The organism is Anaerolineae bacterium (genome assembly GCA_013178165.1).
In the GTDB taxonomy this organism is placed as follows: Bacteria; Chloroflexota; Anaerolineae; order Aggregatilineales; family Ch27; genus Ch27.
This window is the reverse complement of record JABLXG010000007.1, coordinates 63,982-83,636: the sequence shown is the minus strand read 5'-3', so window position 1 is coordinate 83,636 and position 19,655 is coordinate 63,982. Positions and strand designations below refer to the sequence as shown.

Here is a 19,655-nt window from a genome sequence, read left to right as displayed (position 1 = left end):
GAGTGTGCGACGTTGAAGGTTCTGACGCACGAATATGCCCGGCTGGTGCACGAAGCCATCGAACACGCCCAGGCGGCAGGGGACCTGCCGCTTTTTGAAATCCCGGAGGTCCGGGTGCAGCCGCCGAACAATCCCGGCTTCGCTGACTACGCCACGCCAGTGGCGATGCAGCTGGGCCGCCTGGCCCGCAAGCCACCGGCGGAGATCGCAGCGATCATTGTCCGGCATCTTCCGGATGCACCGTTTGCTGGCGCAGCGGAGGTGGCCGGGCCGGGTTTCATCAACTTCCGCCTGAGCGACGACTGGCTCAAGCAGCAGGTGGAGACGATTATCGCCGAGGGCGATGACTTCTGTGCCCTGCAGATCGGGGCCGGCAAACGCGCCCAGGTGGAATTTGTCAGCGCTAACCCGACCGGGCCGCTGCATATTGGCCGCACGCGCGGCGCAGTCATCGGCGATTCGATCGCCCGCGTGCTGGAGGCCGTCGGTTACCGGGTTGAGCGCGAGTACTACTTCAACAACGCCGGGCGCCAGATGGAGATGCTGGGGCGCTCCCTGCGAGCGCGTTACCTGCAGGCGCTCGGCCAGGATGCGCCGCTGCCGGAAGAAGGCTACGCGGGCGAATACCTGGCCGAGGTAGCTGCGCGGCTGGTCGCTGAGGTGGGTGATGCTTGGCGTGAAGCCGACTGGCCGCCCTTCAAGGAATATGCCGAGAAGGTGATCTTCGAATGGATCCGGGCCTCGCTCCTGCGGCTGGGCGTGCGCCATGACGTGTTCTTTAACGAGAACAGCCTGTATGAAGATGGCTCGGTCTGGCGGACACTGGAGGCGCTGCGTGAGCGCGGCTACATCTACGACGCGCCGGTCTGGGAAGGGGCCAGCGAGGCCGAACGGGCACAGGCCGCCACCAGCGGTGCGGCGAATGCAGCCTGGTTCCGCTCCACCGCTCTGGGTGATGAGAAGGATCGCGTTCTGGTCAAGGCCAGCGGTGAGCCAACGTATACCCTGCCAGACATCGCCTATCATGTCAACAAGATGGAGCGCGGCTTTGACCTGCTGGTGAACGTGCTGGGCGCTGACCATGGTACGCAGTACAAAGTCGTGCAGCGCGGCCTGCAGGCGCTGGGCTACGATCCGTCGCGGTTGCATGTGATCATCCACCAGATGGTGCGTATCTATCGCGGTGGGGCGCTGATCAAGGGCAGCACACGGGCCGGGGATGTCATCCCGGTGGATGCTGTGATTGACGAAGTAGGCGCGGATTCGGTGCGTTACTTCCTGCTGGCTCGCAGCGCCAATACCGATGTCGAGTTTGACCTCGACCTGGCCGTTGCTCAGAACAACGAAAACCCGGTGTACTACATCCAGAATGCTCATGTACGTTGCGCGGGTATCTTCCGTATGGCGGAGCAACGGGGCTTCAGTGATGCGGGCGCTGATCTGAGCCTGCTGGGTGAGCCGGAAATAACCTTCCTGCGGCAGGCGCTGCGGCTGGGCGAGACGCTGATCTACGCGCTGGAGGAGATGGCCCCGCACCAGATCGCCTTCTTTGCCCTGGAAACGGCCCGGCTGTTTCACCCGATGTATGACAATGTGCGGGTATTCCATAGCGAGGTGCCGGAAGACGTAGCACGGGCGCGGTTACGCTTTTACCGGGCGGCGAAGGTGGTCTTCAAGCGCCTGCTGACGTTGATGGGCATGAGCGCGCCGGATGTGATGTAACAGTTCGGGCTGGCAGGAGCATAATCGATTGCTGGTGAGTAGGAAGGGGCGTGCCGGTGGGACTGAAACCGGATCACTGGATTCGCAAAATGGCGCTGGAGCACCGGATGATCGAGCCGTTCGAGGATCGCCAGATTCGCAACGGCGTGATCAGCTATGGCGTATCATCGTATGGTTACGACATCCGGGTTTCTAACGAGTTCAAGGTGTTCACCAATGTGCATTCCGCTATTGTGGACCCCAAGCGGTTTGACAAGGCCTCGATGGTGGACATCGTGTCGGACGACCCGATTCTGATCCCGCCGAATTCGTTCGCCCTGGCTCGCACAGTTGAGTACTTCCGCATCCCGCGCCGGGTGCTGACGATCTGCGTGGGTAAATCGACCTATGCCCGCTGTGGCATTGTGGTCAATGTGACGCCCTTTGAGCCGGAGTGGGAAGGGTATGTCACACTGGAGATCAGCAATACCACACCGCTGCCCGCCCGGATTTACCCCAATGAGGGTATTGCCCAGGTGCTATTTTTTGAGGCGGATGAGGAATGCGAAGTTTCCTACGCTGATAAGAAGGGCAAGTACCAGCATCAGCAGAACATCGAGCTACCTAAAGTCTGATGTCACTCTACGAGCTGCCGCCTGCAACGCCAGAACCAACCCCGCCCTTTGCCGCGTCTGAAAGCGATCCGCAGATGATCGCGCTACAGGAAGCAGTCAGGGCGGTCATGGCCGTCGAGATCACCGACCAGATCGCCAGTGGGGATCACAGTGGCCTGCTGTTCCGCGGGCAACTGGTGCTGCCTGCCACTGAGGCGGCTCTATACCTGGAAGAACGCCTGACGCCGCTGGGCTATTCAGCCTTCTTGCAGCGGGAAGGCGAAGTCGATACCGTTCTGGTTGTACCGGGCATCGCCGATGCTGATCAGGCTGCACCGGGCGGCGGCCCACTGCGGCGGGCGGTGCGCGCCTCCGGGCGTTCGCCACTGTGGTTACACATCGCCCTGTTGCTGGCGACGATCGCTTCGACGGTGTACGCTGCGTCGTTTCTCCTGAATGGCGCCGATCTGGGGCTGGCCGAAGCGCTGGCAGCGGGCGGGCCATTCGCCCTGACGCTCCTGTTTATTCTGGGCGTGCATGAGATGGGCCATTACCTTGCTGCTCGTCGCCACGGCGTGAAGGTTACGCTACCGTTCTTCATCCCGCTGCCCATCCCCGGCAGTCTGGGCACGATGGGCGCGGTGATCTTCATTCGCAGTGCTCTCAAGACACGCCGGGCGCTGTTTGATGTAGGGATCAGCGGGCCGCTGGCCGGGCTGGTGGTAGCTCTGCCTATGTTCGTGATCGGGTTGCTATTGCCGCCGATTACGTTTGGCGCGCCGATCAATCTGATCTTCCGAGGTGTGGGGGTACCACCTCTGCTGGAAGCGCTTGGCGCGCCGCTAGTGGAAAGCAGCCTGAGCCGGGCTATCCTGTTGCATCCGGTGGCGCTGGCAGCATGGTTCGGTGTGCTGCTGACGGCGCTTAACCTGCTTCCGCTGGGTCAGTTCGATGGCGGCCATGTGGCTTATGCGTTGTTTGGCCGCCGGGCATGGCCGCTGGCTTACCTGGTTCTGGGCATGCTGGCCCTGGCCGGGATCTTCTTCTGGCCGACCTGGCTGGTCTGGGCTGTCCTGGCCTCGTTGACCGGCCTGCGCCATCCGCCGCCCCATGATGATATTACGCCGCTGGATATCCGACGCCGGATACTGGGCTGGCTGACCATCCTCATCTTCCTGCTGATTGTGGTGCCACGCCCGATCATCAGCCGTCAGGTACTGACGGTCAACCCCAACGCGTCACCCATCCCGACCCTGGTCGTACCTAACATTCCAACGCCGACGCCCTTTGACCCTGGCGCGTACAAATAGCCGGATTCCAGACTGTCTCTTCAATTCCCGGCAGGTCTCAAGTAGAATAAATAATCTGCCTGTTGCCGGTCTGAGCCACCATTTTTCGTAACAGGGATTGGCTCGGCTGGCACTCGTGAGTCGTTCGCCGCATGGCCGCGGCCTGCCAGAGGAGGATCTACCGCCGATGGAAGCCGGTATCGACTTCGGGACGACGAATTCTAGTCTCGCCCGCTTTGATGGGGAGCAGGTGCGGTCTTTCACACTCGATCCAGCCAACAAAGACCCGCGTCTGTTGCCCTCCCTGATCTATATCCCCCGCGATCAGAAGGCAGTGGTGGGCTTTGATGCCGCTCGCCGCTATATTGCCGAGAATGTGGGACGGCCCATCCGCTATGAGCGGCGCTACGTGGGCGACATCGAGATCATGGTCGCCAGCACTGGCGGCAGCCCCATCATCTACAATGAGCAAATCTATGCCTATGAGGATGTTGAGGCGCCGGGTCGCTTTCTGCAATCGGTCAAGACCGTGCTGCGGGATGAAAACTACGGGGGAACATTCATCTTTCAGCGGCACTATACCGCCCGTGACCTGATTGCCCTGGTGCTCAGGCAGGCCAAAGCGCAGGCCGAGCACGAGCTTGGCGCAGCAATCACGGATATTGTGCTGGGACGCCCGGTGATCTTCTCCCATGATCCTGCTGTTGATGCGCAGGCCCAGCAGACGCTCCACGAGGCGGCGCTGCAGGCCGGCTTCCGGAAAGTCAGCTTTGAACTGGAGCCGGTAGCGGCGGCTTACGCCTACCACATTGGGACCGATCGCCGCCAGACTGCGCTGGTCTTTGACTTTGGCGGCGGGACGCTGGACTTCACGGTAGTACGGCTGGGCGGCCCACAGGCCCCGGAAATCATCGCCACGGAAGGTGTGTTGCTGGGGGGAGACGATATTGACCGGCGGATTGTGGCGAGTATGGAAAAGTACTTTGGTGCAGGTACGACCTTCCGCCCCGGTTTCAGCCATCAGGAGTTGCCCTTTCCACGCTATATCACCCATCACATCCAGGACTGGCAATCCCTGCTGGAACTGGCCACCCCGGAGAACGCCCAGCTGATTGACCACGCGATCAAGACCAGCAGCAATCCGGCGCGCATCCGGGCACTCAAGTCGCTGGTCAACAACAATCTGGGTTTTTCCCTGCGCAACGAGGCCGAGCGCGTCAAGATCACGCTCTCCGATTCGCTTTATGCGATTTATGCGGTTAAGGGGCCAAACATCAACATCAGCGAAACCTATACCCGCAACCGGCTGGAGAACCAGATTCGCCGCACCCTGGACCCGATCAACGCCGGGCTGGATGCGGTGCTGGCCCGGGCGGGGATGACTGAGGACCGGATCGACGTCGTCCTGCGTACGGGGGGATCGGCATCGATCCCGCTCTACATCGCTCTACTGGAGGAGCGCTTTGGACGCGAGAAAGTGATCGCGCAGGACGCCTTCACGAGCATCAGCGCCGGGCTGGCGATCATCGCCCATGAGCGCTATGCCTAGCAGCGCCACGCGGGAGTATGGACAAACTGCTACGGGTCGATTAGAATGAAGGCGGAGTGCGGGCGGTTAGCTCAGCTGGTTAGAGCGCTCGCCTTACAAGCGAGAGGTCACAGGTTCGAGTCCTGTACTGCCCACCAGACGCTGACAGACGCCTGCCACCGCAGGCGTCTGCGTTTTCCGGTATAACTGAAGAACGTTGGGCTGCTGATGGGCGAGCGCGCAGGATGAAGCGATACTGGAGGGGGATCATTATCAGCCTGGCTCTGGGCTTTGGCGTGGTGGTTGCCACCATGTTGCTCAGCGATCTGGGGGCGCTGGCGCAACAGGCGCTGGACTTTCCCTGGCTGCTGATGATTCCCGCGCTGGCGCTGCGGGTAGCCAACTGGGTGCTGCGCTTTGCCAAGTGGCACTTCTACCTGCATGTCGTGGGCGTACAGGATATTCGGCTGGATGATAGCGCAGCGGTGTTTGTCTCCGGCTTTGTGCTGGCGCTCAGCCCCGGCAAAGCGGCGGAAGCGCTCAAGTCGGTCGTGCTGAAGGGCCTGACCGGCATGGCGATCGCCCGGACGCTGCCTGTTGTAGCGGCGGAACGGTTGTCCGACGGGCTGGCGGTCATCATCCTGCTTGCGGTGTCGATCGGTGTGCTGGCGGCGGAAACGTACTGGCCGGTAGTGATCGGATCGCTGGCAGCGCTGGGATTACTGATCGTCGTGCTACAGGTACGGCCTGTGTGTCTGTGGCTGCTGGATGGAGCGGGGCGGTTGCCGCTGGTGCGACGGCTGGCTGGCGCGTTGCGCGATTTCTATGCCAGCAGCTACGAGATCGTGCGCTGGCGGAATCTGCTTATCGCGGTTGGGCTGGGGACGATCGCCAACTTTCTTGACGGTGTTGGCGTGTATCTGATCCTGGTGGGGCTGGGCCAGCCCGCCGGGATGACAACGTTCTTTCAGGCGCTGATGGTGATCAGCCTGAGTGTGGTGGTCGGTTCGCTGAGTGCCCTACCGGGCGGGCTGGGTGCGGCGGATTTGAGCATCGGTGTCACCCTGCGGACGGTGATTGGCCTGGAGGCCCCGGTTGCTGGCCTGGCGACGCTGCTGGCGCGCTTTGTACAACTGTGGTGGGGGGTGATTGTCGGGATGATCGTCGGGTTCGTCTACCGGCGGCGGTTGCTCACCGTCCAGGTCGAAGCTGATCTGACCCGCCGGGAGGCTTACACGCCGGATGGTCTGCCCGTACGCTGATGACTGCCGTCAATTTACTCCACGCCGGCAACTACCGGGCGGTCAGCTACTGAAGCAACAGGGATGGTGAAGTAGAAGGTTGAACCTTCGCCGAGGTGGCTCTTGAGGCCGATCTCGCCGCCATGCGCTTCCACCAGGCTCTTGACGATGGCCAGTCCCAGCCCGGTGCCTTCGATGCCGTCTGTTTCCGGGCGCCGCACGCGGTAGAAGCGCTCGAACACCTGGGCCTGATCTTCCGGGCTGATCCCCAGGCCATCATCGGCGATAGAGACCAGAACGGATTCACCGGCGGGTCGCGCCTCCACCCAGACATGCCCTTCCGGCGGCGTGTACTTGATTGCGTTGCTGAGCAGGTTGACGATGATCTGGTACAGGCGGTGCTCATCGCCAGCGGCAGGGGGCAGGTCGTCGGCAATATCCACCGCGATCGCGATCTGCTTTTCATCCGCCAGGCTCTTCAGGCTCATGACCGCTTCCATGATCACCGCCTTCAAGAACACCGGCTCTGGCTTAATCTGCAGGCCGCTGTCGATGTGAGCCAGGTCCAGCAGGTCATCGATGAGCTGGCGCATGGTGCGGATGGAGCGACGGATCATGGCCATGAATTCCTGCCCACGCTGGTTCAGTTCGGTGTACATCCCCAGCAATTCAATATAGCCGTTGATCACGCTGAGCGGGTTCTTGAGGTCATGGGAAACCGTGGCGATCAGCTCGTTTTTCAGTTGTTCGGTTTCCTTGAAGGGCGTGACATCATGCATGACCAGCAGCCACCCGATCTGCTCGTTGGAGGCGACATTGGTGTGGAAGTAGCGTTCGCCATCGAGGGCGATTTCCGCCACGATGTTCACATCCTGCCCGCTGCGCTCCAGGAAACGCCGCCCAAACTCCTCCAGCGGAGTGAAGGCGAAGACCTCAAAGAAGTCCCGACCGACGTAATCGACATGCGGGTCCAGGTGAAAGGCCGAGATAGCCGCTTCGTTAAGCAGGACCAGTCGCTGGTCGAAGCCGACAACAATGATGATATCGGCTGTCTTTTCCAGAATGCTGGAGAGCTTCTGGCGTTCGCGCTGGGTTTCCTCAAAGAGGCGGGCGTTGTCGATAGCGACTGAAGCGCGATTGGCCAGGCGTTCCACAAAGTCCAGGTGTTGGGCGTTAAACGCGCCGGGATGCGGGCTTTCCAGGTTTAGCACGGCAATAACACGCCCGCGCCGGCGGATGGGCACGGACATATAGGCCGCCGTCTGCTCGTTCCAGGGGACGTAATCCGGATCGGTGCGGGCATCAGTCAGGAGGGCTGATTGCCCGGTGCGGGCTACGCGGCCCATGATCCCCTCATCCATGCTCAGGGTGTCGTTGTCCAGCCGGCTACGGCCCAGATCGGCGCCATAGGAGGCCACCACGCGCAGCTGATGCTTTTCGCTGTCAATCATCGCCAGCGAGGCGGCATGGGCACCGGTGATGCGCAAGGCCCAATCCAGCGTCATGTTGAGCACCCGTTCCCAGCTCAGGGCTTCCATCAGCTCGCGGTCGACCTGGCGCATCATGTCCAGTTCCTGGACGTGCTTGGTGAGTTGCTCGTCAGTCAGCCGGTACAGGCGGGCGTTTTGCAGGGCGATGCTGAGGTTGGGAGCCAGGGCTTCCAGCAGGCTCTTGTCCTCTTCGCTGAATGGCTGGCGTGTCAGCTGGTTGTCGACGATAACAACGCCCAGCAGTTCCTCGCCAATGCGCAACGGGACGCTGAAAAATGTTTCCATGCCCAGCAGGCGGAAGATCCAGCCAAAGCGGCGGCCATACAGGCTGCTGGCGTTATTCACCTGGGCGGCGCGGCCATTGCGCCAGTGATCCAGCAGGGTGAATTCGTTCGCCGCTGCCAGCGGAATCTCCAGTTGCTCCAGCCGGAACCGGTCCTCCGGAGTGGTCGCAGGGTGGCTGATCGCCCCGAAGATCAGGGATTTCCGCCCCGGATGCATCAGGAGCACCAGCGCCCGATCGAAGTGCATCTGTCCGGTGAGGATGGCGAGCACGTTGCTCAGCAGATCACGCTGGTTCAGCGAGGTGCTCAGGCTCAGGGCTGCGTTACGCAGGCTGGTGAGTATTTCCACCTGGCGTTGGAGGGCTTCGTTGGCGGCCTGCAGGGCGCTGGAGACTTCCGCCATCTCGGAGGCCTGAATCTGGGTCTGGCGGACCTTTTCAGCCAGCTCAGCATCGCGCAAACGCAGGTCGCTTTGCAGTTCGTGCTGGCGGTGTAGCGACCAGGCAATCACGACTGGCAGCAGGGCGATCCAGGCCAGCCAGGGCGCGATCGTTCCGGCGGCTACCGCCAGCACCACGGAGAGAATCAACCCGGCCAGCACGCCCCGGTTGAGCAGGCGGTTTTCGCGTTGCCAGGTGTAGCGCCACTCGCAATAGGGATCGCCTTGGAGGAGGGAGTGACTGGTGTGTACGCTGGCACGCTGGCTGCCGGTGATCTCGCCGGGCAACATGCTGAACAAAGATCGGTATACGGTGGCGCTTGACTCCAAGTATTCAGCCTGAAGATCGGCGGGTACGGCGGCAAGTTCTGGCGCCCGCCAGCGGATGGTCGCCGATTGCCAGGTGATGTCCTGGGTGGTCATGTCAACGCCCTGGCGACGCAACAGGGCAGCAGCAACAGGGTAGTTGAAGCGCAGCGGCAGAAAGTGCATGTAGGGGCGGACGAGCAGCCGCAGCAGTTCGTTGCCATGCTGCTCGGGAAAGATGCGGTTGTCGGCCAGGCTACGCGCGTAGTGATCGGCCAGGCTGTAGAACTCTACTGAACAACGCACCTGCTGGCTGGCGATGAGATCGGCTGTTAGCGGAAAGGGCGCCTCCGGCCAGGCAGCATTCAGGTGGCGCAGCCAGGCGTCGATGGCACTGGTCTGAGCAGCGACGATAGCCTCAGCTGAAGCGTCCGGATGCTCGACGCGGACGCGAGCACCGATCATCTGGCGGAGTGTCTGCAGGAGAGCATGGAGTCGCTCGCCGCTGAAAGCGCCGGCGACGCGGTCAGCTCTGGAGGTTGTGTAGGCTGGCTGGCTGACAGTGCGCTGTTGCAGCGCAGGTGGAATCCACAGACTCACGGCGGGTTATCCTTGCCGCAACATGCATGCGGCGGACAGTGTGATCCCCGATCTTACCGCTCGCTACCGGGAATGTATTATACTACAGGCGGTGGCTTTGTGCTGGAGGGCCGGGCATGGGATATCGCCGGGCAGCAGGCGCATCGCTACCCCTGGAAATGTGGATAAGCAACCGATTCATGCCATCCTGGGAGAGAAGCCGGAGATGCGCATTCGCTGGTTATTGTTGTTGACAGGTGCGCTGATAGTCGCTGCTCTCTTTGCGTTCCCGCTGTGGTGGCCGCTGGTCAACCGGTCCCCGGTCGCCGACGCTCTGCCGGGGCTGACCGATCTGCCGCAGGAAGAGCAAAAGGTCATCGAGACTATTGCCCGTGAAGATATGGCCTTTGCCGAAGCGCTGATCGACGCCGGGCTGGCCGGGCCGGTGCCCGTACCGACCGCTGAGCAGGCTCCGCCCGCCATGCAGGGGCCGATTCTGTATGCCTCCGGCGAGTTCACGACAATCGATGCAGTGCGCTGGGCACGCGGTACAGTCCTCGTTTACCAGCTGGCTGATCAAAGCTGGGTGATCCGGCTGGAGAACTTTGAGGTTCGCCCCGGCCCGCAACTTCACCTGTTCCTTTCCGCCAACCCTGAGCCCCGGACGCCGGAGCAGGTGCGCGAACAGGGGCTTGGCTTTGACTGGGGGGCGCTGCGCGGGACGGTGGGCAGCCAGAACTACGCTCTTCCAGCCGGTTTCGATATGGATGCGGTGCGGAGCGTGGTGATCTTCTGCCTGCCTTATCAGGAAGTGTTCAGTTCGGCGGCGTTTGTCCGCCGGTGAGCTAAGTGGTCTGCGGCAATTGAGCGGAGATCGTGGACGATGAGCGATATCTATGCTGCACGCGCGGGAGTGTACGAGGCAGCTGGTCTGGGCGATGCAAGCGAGGCGCTGCGGCAGCGCCTGTTTGACAAAATCCAGATGGAAGGCTGGCTGGGACGGCGCATTCTAGAACTGGGGTGCGGCATTGGCCGCGCTGCCTGCTGGTTCAGTATGAACGGTTTCCGGGTTACAGCAATTGATCAGTCGCCGGCGATGCTGGCTCAAGCCCGCCAGCGGGCCGAAGGGCAGGGCGTTGTGGTGGACTGGCGGGAAGCCGATATGCGGCAGGCGTCTTTTGACAAAGGCTACGACCTGGTGCTGGCGCTGGACACCTTCAACGAACTCTCCAGCATCCGCGACCTGGAGGCGGTATTCCAGAAGGCCAACGCCGCCCTGCAACCGGGCAAGCTGTTGCTCTTTGACCTGGTCACCCTGCAGGGCCTGGCCGAGCAGTGGGGCAACGCCGATCGTGTGCTGTATGATGACCGTAGCCAGTTGCTTCTACTCGTGCGCAGCCAGTACAGCTTTGAGACAATGGCCAACACGCGCCATTACATCCTCTATCAGCAGGTGGAAGGCGCCTGGCAGCGGGCAGATGAAGTCCAGGTTGTGCGCGGTTTTGCCCTGCAGGCGGTTGGGGCGCTGCTGCAGCGCAACGGCTTCAAGATCGATCAGGTCGTGAATCCGGCTCTGGAACCGTTTGATCCGACGACGGATCGCACCGGGCAGGCCATCTTCCTGGCTACGAAGGTGCGGGACCTGTAGTCAGCGGAGCACGGCCTGGCGGGCTATGCAGTCAGTCGGTTTGCACTGGCCGGGGTGAGAGCGGGCTGCCTGTTCAGTGCTGCGGCCAGTATCCGGCTGGGCGTGGTTGGCTCCCTTGGGCTGGCGGCGTTCCGTGGTAAAATGGCCCCTCGGCCTGCAGCCAATGGTATACGATGATGGACAGGTGTGGTGATGTCTGGAGCGAATACTCCCTATGACGAACAGCAGATGCGCCGCCTGCCGGTGGATGTGGAGCACCTGGGCGTGCGGGTAGTCGTCCCGCTGCTGGCGGTGGTGGCGCTAATTCTGACGCTAGTGGTGGGACCAGTGCTGCTGGCGGCGCTGAATCTTGAGGGGACGGCAGCCGGTAGTTTGCTACTGCCGCTGGCCATCCTGGCGGCCATTGGCGCAGCCATGCTGGCTGACCGGCTGCTCAAGCGCTACTGGCCCAGCGGGCGCGAGTTGCTGGTGGACGACACCTGGCTGGTGTTGCGCGACCGCAAGAATCCGGAGCGGGTACTGCGCTGGGATGGCCGGGTCAATCTGCTGACCTGGCGCTTCAGTGTGCCGCGGCGCGGGCGTGTTCCCAAAGGTTACCTGTGCCTGGCTATGCAGTTGCTCCAGGATGAGCAGCAGGTTACCGTCTACACCTTCTACGACCCCAAGAAGTTTGACCAGGTGGAGGAAGGCGAAGCCTTCACGCCGCTGGTCTCCCGCCGCGCCCTGCAGGAAGATCGGCTTAACCTGCGCGTAGCTGGCCAGCAGCGGCGGCTGCTCCAGGCGGAGGATGAGCGCTGGCAGAACGGCGCGGAGTTGCAGCCGGAAGATTTCGTGGAACTGTGGCGGCTGGTGTGTCGCCAGACCGTCGCTAAAGGATAGTGCGCCTATGATACGCTGGCGTCAGGTAGCGGTGAGCATCGTGCTGCTGGCGCTTGGCCTGACCCTGTGGTCAGGCCCGGCAGTGATACGCGCCCAGGACGATGGACTGCCCGCCATCCGCCTGATGCAGACGGTGTTTGGGACGCTGGACGACGAAACCCCGGAGTTGCGCTGGCAATTTGAGGCCCGCGCTGGCGATCGGATCGCCGCCGTGGTTCAGGCGATGGATGGCGATCTGGATGCCGTCCTGCAGGTTCTTGATGCGGGCGGCCGATTGCTAGCCGAACACGACGACATCGCCTTTCCGGATCGGCTGGATGCGGCTCTGGAAGACGTAGCCATCCCCGGCGACGGGAGCTATACCCTGCGGGTAGGGCGTTACCGCTACGCCCAGGGGCAGACTTCCGGCAGCTTCGCTCTGACACTGTTGCCCGCCTTCGCCGATCCGCTCCTGTGGGAGACCTTCGACGGCGCACGGCAGTGGCCGACTAGCAATCCCGATCTGATGGAAGCGACACAGACGGATGGGCGGCTTTCCGTCATTGTTCGCACGGCCAATACGCTGGGGTGGGTCGCCCCGCAGGATGGCCCGATTGTGCCGTCGCGGGCGTATGTCCAGGTGGAAGCCCGGGTGACCAATGAGCCGGACTACTGGGAATACGGCCTGATCTTCCGGCAAAGCGGCCCATCCAGTTACTACCTGTTTTCGGTCAGCAGTCGCGGTGACTGGGCATTCATGGCCCGCACCGGTAGCTCAACCTGGCTGCGCCTGCGGGACTGGAGCGAGCACCCCGCCCTGGCCGATCTGTCAGCGGGCGCGGAGCTGGGCGTGCTGATGGACGGGGACGCCTTCACATTCTACGTGAACGGCCAGGAACTGGATACCGTGACTGCGGATGCGCTCAGTGCACCCGGCAGTGTGGCGCTGAGCGTGGGCACGGTGGATCGACAGCGGGTTTTCCCGGTGGTGGTTTTCGACAACCTGCTGGTGACCGCACCGTTGCCTCCCGCCGGGGCGGACGAGGAGCCGGTCGGCGCGACTCTGGAGGCCTGGGAGGCCCCTGATTCTGCGTCTCTGGTTGCTGAACTGGCTGCGCTGGGATTGACCCCGGAGGGAGGGCGGCAGGTGATGCTGGTTCCTGATAGCTTCACCACGGTGTCTCGACCTGGCATGCAGGTGTTGCCGTTGGGGCAGGGCCGTATGCAGACCGACTTTGTGCTGGGCGCTACGGTCAGTATGGAGAGCGAAGGCGCTGATAACGCTTGCGGCCTGTTCTTCCGCCGGGTTGACGAGAGTCGCTACAGCCTGGCGTTTGTGGACGGTCTGGGCGGGGTCGGGCTGGCTGAATGGCAGACGGATCGGTTTGATCCGGCGTTTTACCGTACAGACCCCGGCGGATTTGCCGGGTTGACGCGGGCGCGTCTGCTGGTGGTGGGCGTGGGCGACCGTGTGCGGGTGTACCTCAATGGGGAACTGGCGGCTGAGCGTTCCAATCCGCCGCTGCAGGGCGGCGTTGGGATCGCTGCCCTGAGCTATGATGGCCGGCTGGTGAATTGCCAGTTCGGCAACACCTGGCTCTGGGTGTGGGAGGAATAGACGACTGCGACCTGCAGCAGGCTGGAGGACGGCGCGGCAGATGAGCAAATTCCCGTCTACAGTGGATAGCGCCGGGGCGGTTCGCCGTGCCCTGGCGCTGGGCATAGCCGTATTTGTGGCGTTCGCCGTTGCTGGCGGGTTGCTGTGGCTACTGGGGGCGGCGCTGGGCCTGCCCAGGGTGGCAGCCTTTTTTCTGGCGGCCTGCGCCGGGCCGTTGCTGGTCGCCGGGCCGATCCTGATCTGGTTCCTGGCCCAGCCGCTGGAGCGACGCCAGCGCCTGCTGGGAATTGCACCAATGGCGTCTCCTGCCGTCTCCACAGAGGAAGACGGTTCTGAAGCAGCTGATCTTAGCCCCCGAGCCACAGCCGGGTCAGGACACCCGCCCGGCGGCTGAGCACCCACAGGAAGTTATCCGGGGTAACCGCCAGCGCCTGTGGCAGGTCGGCGGCCATTTCCACCGCCAGGACATCCCCATTGGCCGGGTTGCGCGCGGTTACCGTATCGTTGATGAAATCCGCGCTGTACAGCCGTCCCCCCGCCAGAATCAGATCGTTGATTGGCGCGGCCTCCACACGCCAGGTTTCGGTTAGCGTGCGGGCGTCATAACGTACCAGGCTGCCGGAGTCCTGCTGGCGCAGGGCTAGCCAGAGATCTTCACCAGCGCTGAGCATCGCCGTGGGGAAGCCTTCCGCGGTCAGGCTGGCTAGCAGCGTGCCATCGGGCGCATGGCGGGTGAGGACGGTGCTGCCTTCCAGCAGACTCTGGTGCATGACCAGCAGGCCATAGTCGTCTACAGCGATAGCCGTCGGCCCTTCCGCCCCGGCGGGGAGCGTGGTGATCGCCCCGCTGGCCACATCGATCCAGACAAGGGTGTAGCTGGCGAAATCGCTGACGATCACGCGGTTGCCATCCCAGGCTATCCCCCGCAGCAGGCAGTCAGTGCAGTTTAGCGTCCAGCGGGCGGTGACTGCCCCGCTGGATGTGTCAATCTGGGTGACGATGCCGGCGCGGTGAGCGACCCACAGGCGCGCGCCATCCGTCGCCAGACCGACCGCGCCGGGATCAGTAGCTAGCACGGCGGCCGGCTCCCCATTCTCGGACAACCCCAGGACGGTGCCATCCGCGTGGACGACCCATAGCAGCCCGCTAGCTGCCGCGATGTCCATCGGCTCCAGGCCGACGGCAATGTCCAGGCGCGGCGCGGGAGGCGTGGGCGAGGGGGGCGGGGGCGGTGTCGGCGGGGCAGGGGTGGTGGTCGCCGTCGCTGTTGGTGTGGTTGTTGGCGTTTCGCTGGGCGTCACCGTTGGTGGAAGGGGCGTCACGCTGGGCGAAGGCGTGGCCGTCGCGCTAGGCGGCGGTGGGGTGAGGGTTGCTGTCTCCGTTGGCGGCAAGGGAGATGGAGTCAGGCTGGGCGGCAGGGGTGTCGCGGTCAGTGTGGGTGTAACCGTTGGTGTTTCGCTGGGAGTCGGGCTGGGTGGGAGCGGCGTCTCTGTCTCCGTGGCAGTAGCCGTTTCAGTCAGGGTAGGTTCGCTGGTGGGTGTTTCGGTCGGCGGCGGCAGGGTCGCCGTAGCTGTTGGCGGGATGGGCGTCGGCGTCGGGGAGAGGGTCGGCACAGGGGTCACGGTGAAACGGGCTGGTTCCGGGCCGGGCAGGGTAGCGGTCTGGGTGGGGGTGGCGGTTGGCTCTGGCCCGGCGCAGGCCGCCAGCGCCAGCAGACAGATCGCCAGACCGGCCACCAGTGCGCGGCAACGATGATGCCTCATGCTACCCACCTCCTCCCGTGATCGGCAGGCCGCCTGCCAGCCTGTCTTGGCGCTGATTGTATAATGCCCCCGGCAGGCTGCCCACTCACAGCGGCAAATGCGCGATCCGGCCAGTTCTTTAGTCATTATTACCAATGACTCCGGTCGACGCAGGGCGTGTTGCCATGTTACAATCCCCGCCGCTCGGATCTCGCCTGCGCCGGAGTAAATCGCATGTCTAATCCGATGTATCTGTCGCTGGTATTTCACAATCATCAGTCCATTGGGAACTTCGATTTTGTCTATGAGCGGAGCTACCACGCAGCTTACCTGCCGATGATTGAGCTGCTGGAGCGCCATCCTGGCATCCAGGTTGGATTGCATTTCTCTGGCAGCCTGCTGGAATGGCTGGCGGAGCATTACCCGGAGCTTCTGGAGCGTGTCCGGGGGCTTGTAGAACGCGGCCAGGTGGAGATTCTAACCGGCGGGTACTACGAGCCGATCCTGGCGGCGTTGCCAGACGCGGACAAGATCGGACAGATTCAGAAGCTAACCGAGACCGTCCGCCGCTGGTTCGGCACGGAACCGGCCGGGTTATGGCTGGCTGAACGCGTCTGGGAGCCGCACCTGGCCAAACCGCTGGCCGAGGCCGGGGCCAGGTACGTGATCGTGGATGACGCGCATTTTGAGGAAGTTGGCTTTGACAAGGACAAAGACCTCTTTGGCTATTACGTCACTGAGGAACAGGGACACAAACTGGCCGTCTTCCCCACCCTGAGCGTTCTGCGCTATAGCATTCCTTGGCGTAGCGTCGAGGAAAACATCGCCTGGTTGCGGGAGCAGTCACAGGGCGATCTGCGGCGGCTCCAGCCCAAGCTGGTCTTTATGGGCGAGGATGGCGAGAAGTTCGGCGTGTGGCCGGGCACGTATGAGCATTGCTGGCAGCGCGGCTATATGGAGGCGCTGTTTGCGGCCATCGATGCCAATCGTGACTGGTTGCAGACGATCACACCGGGCGCGTTTATGAATCGCTTCCCGGCGCTGGGGCGGGCCTATCTACCGGCTGCCAGTTACCGGGAGATGGGCGAATGGGCCTTGCCCCCGGCCCAGGAATACGCCCTGCGCAATATCGTGCAGGACTTGCGCCGGGAGCGCAACGACCAGCTTCTGCGCTTTGTCCGGGGTGGCATCTGGCGTAATTTCATGGTCAAGTATGAAGAGATCAACCGGATGCACAAACGGGCGCTGCACATCAGCCGCAGCGTCCACGCGATGCCGGACGGGCCGGACAAAGACCTGGCATTGGATTTGCTCTGGGCGGCCCAGAGCAATGATGCCTACTGGCACGGCGTGTTTGGGGGCATCTACCTGTTCCACTTCCGTGTGGCCAATTACGCCAACCTGATCGCCGCCGAGATGCTGGCCGAAGGGGAAAACCCGCCGCTTTCCGTCCAGAAGATGGATGTCAACCTGGACAATCAGCAGGAACTGGTCCTGCGTGGCCCGCAGACCCTGATGATCTTTGACCTGGCCTATGGCGGCGCACTCAAAGAGTGGGATCATCGTCCGGCGAAGTATAACCTGATTAACCTGATGACACGCCGTGACGAGGGATATCACCAGGATCTGGTGACCGCGGCAGCGGAAGGTCGGCTGGTAGTTGTCGGCGAGAATGTCGATTACGACACCCTGCCAGTGGATTGCATCCGGGTCAAAGAGCCGGGCATCGAGCAGTACCTGATCGCAGACTGGTATACCCGTGGTTCGTTTATCGACCATTTCCTGCGGGAAGACGCCACCCTGCAGGGCTTCTACCGCTCCGCTTATCCAGAGCAGGGGGATTGCGTCATCCTGCCTTACCAGGCCGAATGGGAAGTTGGCGGTGAGGTAGCCAACCTGCATCTGTGGCGGGATGGCCATGTCTGGATCGGGCAGGCGCACCTGCCGGTGCTGGTTTCCAAGCGCTTCCGCATCCCGCGCGATGAGAACAAGATCGAGGCGCTATACACTATCCGTAATCAGTCGGCGCAGCCTTTTGACATTCGCTTTGGCGTGGAGCTGGCCTTGGCCTATGATGGCGGCGCTGATACCGAGCACTGCGTCTTTGAGCTGGATGGCCGCCGGATGTCCCTGCTGGACGTGACGGAACACCCGGCAGTGACCGACTTCAGCGCGACCAGCATGTTGCGCAGTCTGCGCACGGATGTTGTTCTCTCCCGTCCGGCGACCCTGTGGCGCTTCCCGCTGGAGACAGTCACCCTGTCTGAAGCCGGTTTTGAGCGTGGCTACCAGGGGACGATCTTCCTGCCGTGGTGGCCATTGCATCTGGAACCGGGTGAGGAGTGGCAGGTGGGTATGGTGCTGCAGGCCCGTCTGCTGGGGTGATCCCACCGCAAGCGTTACGACCATCGCAGTGGTTTGCAGAGGGGCGGGCCTGGGCCTGCCCCGCTGTTTTGTTCCGGTTCTGGTATCTCTGGAGATTGGCGCTGTGAAACGCATCCCTGTTCTGGTTTCGATGATCCTGCTGGCGGCTCTGCTGACAGCCTGTGCAGTGGAACGGCCTCGCGTGACGATCAGCGGCGCGGAAGAAACGGCCGCTGCGGCGACCGCCTACTTTGTAGCGCAGACAGCTACTGCTGCCGCCCGTGTGCCGCCGACAGCCACACCCGGCCCGTCGCCAACGCCATATGTTCGCCCGACTGACGACCCGTCGATCGACCCGCGGGCGGTTATTGCCAGCGTCGCCGGGCATGAGATCACTGTCGCCGAGTTCCGCGAACGGGTGCGGTACGAGCGCTGGCTGGCGCTGGATGCCCTGAGCAAGAATATCGCTGTCGCTGGCCTGACGCCGGAAACGGTCGCCAATCCCCGGGAGGCGATGTCGCCAACGGTTATCGGCGTACTCTATACCCTGTCCAGAGCAGAGGAATTCGCCGGTGCCGTCCTGACGATGATGATCCGCGAGCGAATCATGCACCGGGAGTATCAAGATCGCGGCCTGCCAGCCAATACCGCCCTCTATAACAACCTGTGGCTGAATCTGGTGGGATTGTCGCCTGCCGGTGATGGCAGCCTTCCGGCGGGTTTTGAAACCGCCCGCGACGCTTACCTGGCCCGGATCGCGCCGTACACGGCGATCAGCGAGGCTGACCTGCGTTTCAAGCTGACTGTCCGCAGCGAACAGCAAGCGCTGGTTGAGGCGATGGGCGCTGAGGCGCAGGTTGACCCGCGGGCGGTGAACGTGCGGCACATCCTGGTGGCCACCGAGGACGAGGCAAAGGCCATTCTGGACGAACTGGCGGCTGGCGCGGATTTTGAGGCCCTGGCCCGCGAGCGTTCGCTGGATGAGAATGCCCGTGGCAATGGCGGCGATCTGGGTTTCTTCGGGCGCGGGGAAATGGTGACTGCGTTTGAGGAAGCCGCTTTTGGCGCAGAGGTAGGCGAGATAGTTGGCCCGATCCAGACGGAATACGGTTTCCACGTGATTCAGGTGTTGGAACAGGAAGACGCCTACCGGCTGCAGCGGATCGTGGTAGCCAGTACAGCGGAGGCGCAGGCCGTGCTTGACCGGCTGGCCGCCGGAGAGGACTTCGCTGCGCTGGTGGAAGAACTGTCGCTGTTTCCGGCGGATGGCGGTGATATCGGATTCTATAGCCCCGGCGATCTGTTGCCTGCCTGGCGAATGGCGATCGCTGGCGCAGAAGTGGGGCAGGTGGTTGGTCCGCTGCAATCGGCGGACGGCTTCAACGTACTGCAGATCACTGACCGTCAGGTGAACCGTGTCCATGCACGTCACATTCTGGTAGAAACTGAGGAGGAGGCCCGGCAGGTGCTGGAACGGCTGGCGGCTGGCGAGGATTTCGCAGCTTTGGCCGCCGAACTCTCTATCGATACAGATGCCCGGGGCAATGGCGGCAACCTGGGCTTTTTGACCGCCGACCAGATGCCGGAGCCGTTTGCCGAAGCGGTCCTTGCTGCGGCGGTGGGGGACCTGATCGGGCCGGTACAAACGGAATATGGCTACCACGTGATCCAGGTGCTGGACAGCCGTGTACAGATGCTGACGCCTGACCAGTATGACGAGATCAAGGCGGTACACTTCCAGAACTGGCTGCGCCGGGAGGTCAACGCCGTGGAGGTGAATGAGATCTGGCGGCAGGCCTACCCCGCCGACCCCGCTCCGGCAGATGTCGCACCAGTGTTGGGGGCCTTTGAGGAAGCTATGACTGAGGCGTTGGCGGCGATGAACCTGACCGGTGCAGAATCCTTGCCCGCAAGCGAATGATTCGTGGGGGTTTTGCGTATAGATACTTTGGTA

Annotated in this window: 14 protein-coding genes and 1 tRNA gene; 13 read left to right on the top strand and 2 right to left on the bottom strand. The window is 62.7% G+C overall.

Features of this window, described 5'->3' with window-relative positions:
* Positions 1-12: 12 nt before the first annotated feature.
* From HPY64_07630 to HPY64_07605, 6 genes are all read left to right on the top strand, one after another.
* Positions 13-1,722 carry an arginine--tRNA ligase gene (locus tag HPY64_07630; protein ID NPV66998.1) on the top strand — a complete coding sequence of 570 codons (1,710 nt, stop codon included), beginning with the start codon at positions 13-15 and terminating at the stop codon, positions 1,720-1,722.
* A 56-nt stretch (positions 1,723-1,778) separates the two neighbouring features.
* A complete protein-coding gene (locus HPY64_07625) occupies positions 1,779-2,336 on the top strand; it encodes a dCTP deaminase (protein NPV66997.1) in 558 nt (185 codons plus the stop codon).
* Complete coding sequence (locus HPY64_07620; GenBank protein ID NPV66996.1) at positions 2,336-3,625, top strand: site-2 protease family protein; 1,290 nt, start codon at positions 2,336-2,338, stop codon at positions 3,623-3,625. Before HPY64_07625 ends, HPY64_07620 begins: the two co-directional genes overlap by 1 nt.
* Before the next feature lie 166 nt (positions 3,626-3,791).
* The gene (locus HPY64_07615; protein ID NPV66995.1) at positions 3,792-5,153 is read left to right on the top strand and encodes an Hsp70 family protein; all 1,362 of its coding nucleotides are present in this window, start codon (positions 3,792-3,794) and stop codon (positions 5,151-5,153) included.
* 60 nt (positions 5,154-5,213) lie between these two features.
* A tRNA-Val gene (locus HPY64_07610) sits at positions 5,214-5,290 on the top strand.
* Positions 5,291-5,377: 87 nt separating this feature from the next.
* Positions 5,378-6,394, top strand: a complete 1,017-nt coding sequence (locus HPY64_07605; protein ID NPV66994.1) for a flippase-like domain-containing protein — start codon at positions 5,378-5,380, stop codon at positions 6,392-6,394.
* Positions 6,395-6,408: 14 nt separating this feature from the next.
* Here the strand turns inward: HPY64_07605 and HPY64_07600 are convergent, their stop codons facing one another.
* Entirely contained in the window at positions 6,409-9,492 is a 3,084-nt protein-coding gene (locus HPY64_07600) for a GAF domain-containing protein (protein NPV66993.1), read from the bottom strand.
* A gap of 160 nt (positions 9,493-9,652) precedes the next feature.
* On the opposite strand from HPY64_07600, the gene HPY64_07595 reads away from it, so the two are divergent.
* The 5 genes from HPY64_07595 to HPY64_07575 all read left to right on the top strand — a co-directional run bounded on the left by HPY64_07595 (position 9,653) and on the right by HPY64_07575 (position 13,989).
* Complete coding sequence (locus HPY64_07595; GenBank protein ID NPV66992.1) at positions 9,653-10,315, top strand: DM13 domain-containing protein; 663 nt, start codon at positions 9,653-9,655, stop codon at positions 10,313-10,315.
* Positions 10,316-10,354: 39 nt separating this feature from the next.
* Positions 10,355-11,119 carry a class I SAM-dependent methyltransferase gene (locus HPY64_07590; protein NPV66991.1) on the top strand — a complete coding sequence of 255 codons (765 nt, stop codon included), beginning with the start codon at positions 10,355-10,357 and terminating at the stop codon, positions 11,117-11,119.
* 192 nt (positions 11,120-11,311) lie between these two features.
* Positions 11,312-11,998 (top strand): hypothetical protein, encoded by a 687-nt coding sequence (locus HPY64_07585; protein NPV66990.1) that lies wholly within the window; start codon positions 11,312-11,314, stop codon positions 11,996-11,998.
* 7 nt (positions 11,999-12,005) lie between these two features.
* Positions 12,006-13,595 (top strand): hypothetical protein, encoded by a 1,590-nt coding sequence (locus HPY64_07580; protein NPV66989.1) that lies wholly within the window; start codon positions 12,006-12,008, stop codon positions 13,593-13,595.
* Positions 13,596-13,635: 40 nt separating this feature from the next.
* The gene (locus tag HPY64_07575) at positions 13,636-13,989 is read left to right on the top strand and encodes a hypothetical protein (GenBank protein NPV66988.1); all 354 of its coding nucleotides are present in this window, start codon (positions 13,636-13,638) and stop codon (positions 13,987-13,989) included.
* Here HPY64_07575 and HPY64_07570 read toward each other — a convergent pair.
* The gene (locus HPY64_07570) at positions 13,943-15,358 is read right to left on the bottom strand and encodes a hypothetical protein (GenBank protein ID NPV66987.1); all 1,416 of its coding nucleotides are present in this window, start codon (positions 15,356-15,358) and stop codon (positions 13,943-13,945) included. The two genes, HPY64_07575 and HPY64_07570, sit on opposite strands and share 47 nt — an antisense overlap.
* A 213-nt stretch (positions 15,359-15,571) precedes the next feature.
* Between HPY64_07570 and HPY64_07565 the strand changes: the two genes are divergently transcribed.
* Positions 15,572-17,722 carry a DUF1926 domain-containing protein gene (locus HPY64_07565; GenBank protein ID NPV66986.1) on the top strand — a complete coding sequence of 717 codons (2,151 nt, stop codon included), beginning with the start codon at positions 15,572-15,574 and terminating at the stop codon, positions 17,720-17,722.
* Positions 17,723-17,825: 103 nt separating this feature from the next.
* Positions 17,826-19,622 carry a hypothetical protein gene (locus HPY64_07560; protein ID NPV66985.1) on the top strand — a complete coding sequence of 599 codons (1,797 nt, stop codon included), beginning with the start codon at positions 17,826-17,828 and terminating at the stop codon, positions 19,620-19,622.
* Positions 19,623-19,655: the final 33 nt, after the last annotated feature.

Excerpts from the sequence above, each read along its gene's own strand:
- HPY64_07570 (NPV66987.1), bottom strand. The coding sequence starts at position 15,358 with ATGAGGCATCATCGTTGCCGCGCACTGGTGGCCGGTCTGGCGATCTGT.
- HPY64_07590 (NPV66991.1), top strand. The coding sequence starts at position 10,355 with ATGAGCGATATCTATGCTGCACGCGCGGGAGTGTACGAGGCAGCTGGT.
- HPY64_07565 (NPV66986.1), top strand. The coding sequence starts at position 15,572 with ATGTCTAATCCGATGTATCTGTCGCTGGTATTTCACAATCATCAGTCC.
- HPY64_07605 (NPV66994.1), top strand. The coding sequence starts at position 5,378 with ATGAAGCGATACTGGAGGGGGATCATTATCAGCCTGGCTCTGGGCTTT.
- HPY64_07615 (NPV66995.1), top strand. The coding sequence starts at position 3,792 with ATGGAAGCCGGTATCGACTTCGGGACGACGAATTCTAGTCTCGCCCGC.
- HPY64_07575 (NPV66988.1), top strand. The coding sequence starts at position 13,636 with ATGAGCAAATTCCCGTCTACAGTGGATAGCGCCGGGGCGGTTCGCCGT.
- HPY64_07580 (NPV66989.1), top strand. The coding sequence starts at position 12,006 with ATGATACGCTGGCGTCAGGTAGCGGTGAGCATCGTGCTGCTGGCGCTT.
- HPY64_07620 (NPV66996.1), top strand. The coding sequence starts at position 2,336 with ATGTCACTCTACGAGCTGCCGCCTGCAACGCCAGAACCAACCCCGCCC.
- HPY64_07585 (NPV66990.1), top strand. The coding sequence starts at position 11,312 with ATGTCTGGAGCGAATACTCCCTATGACGAACAGCAGATGCGCCGCCTG.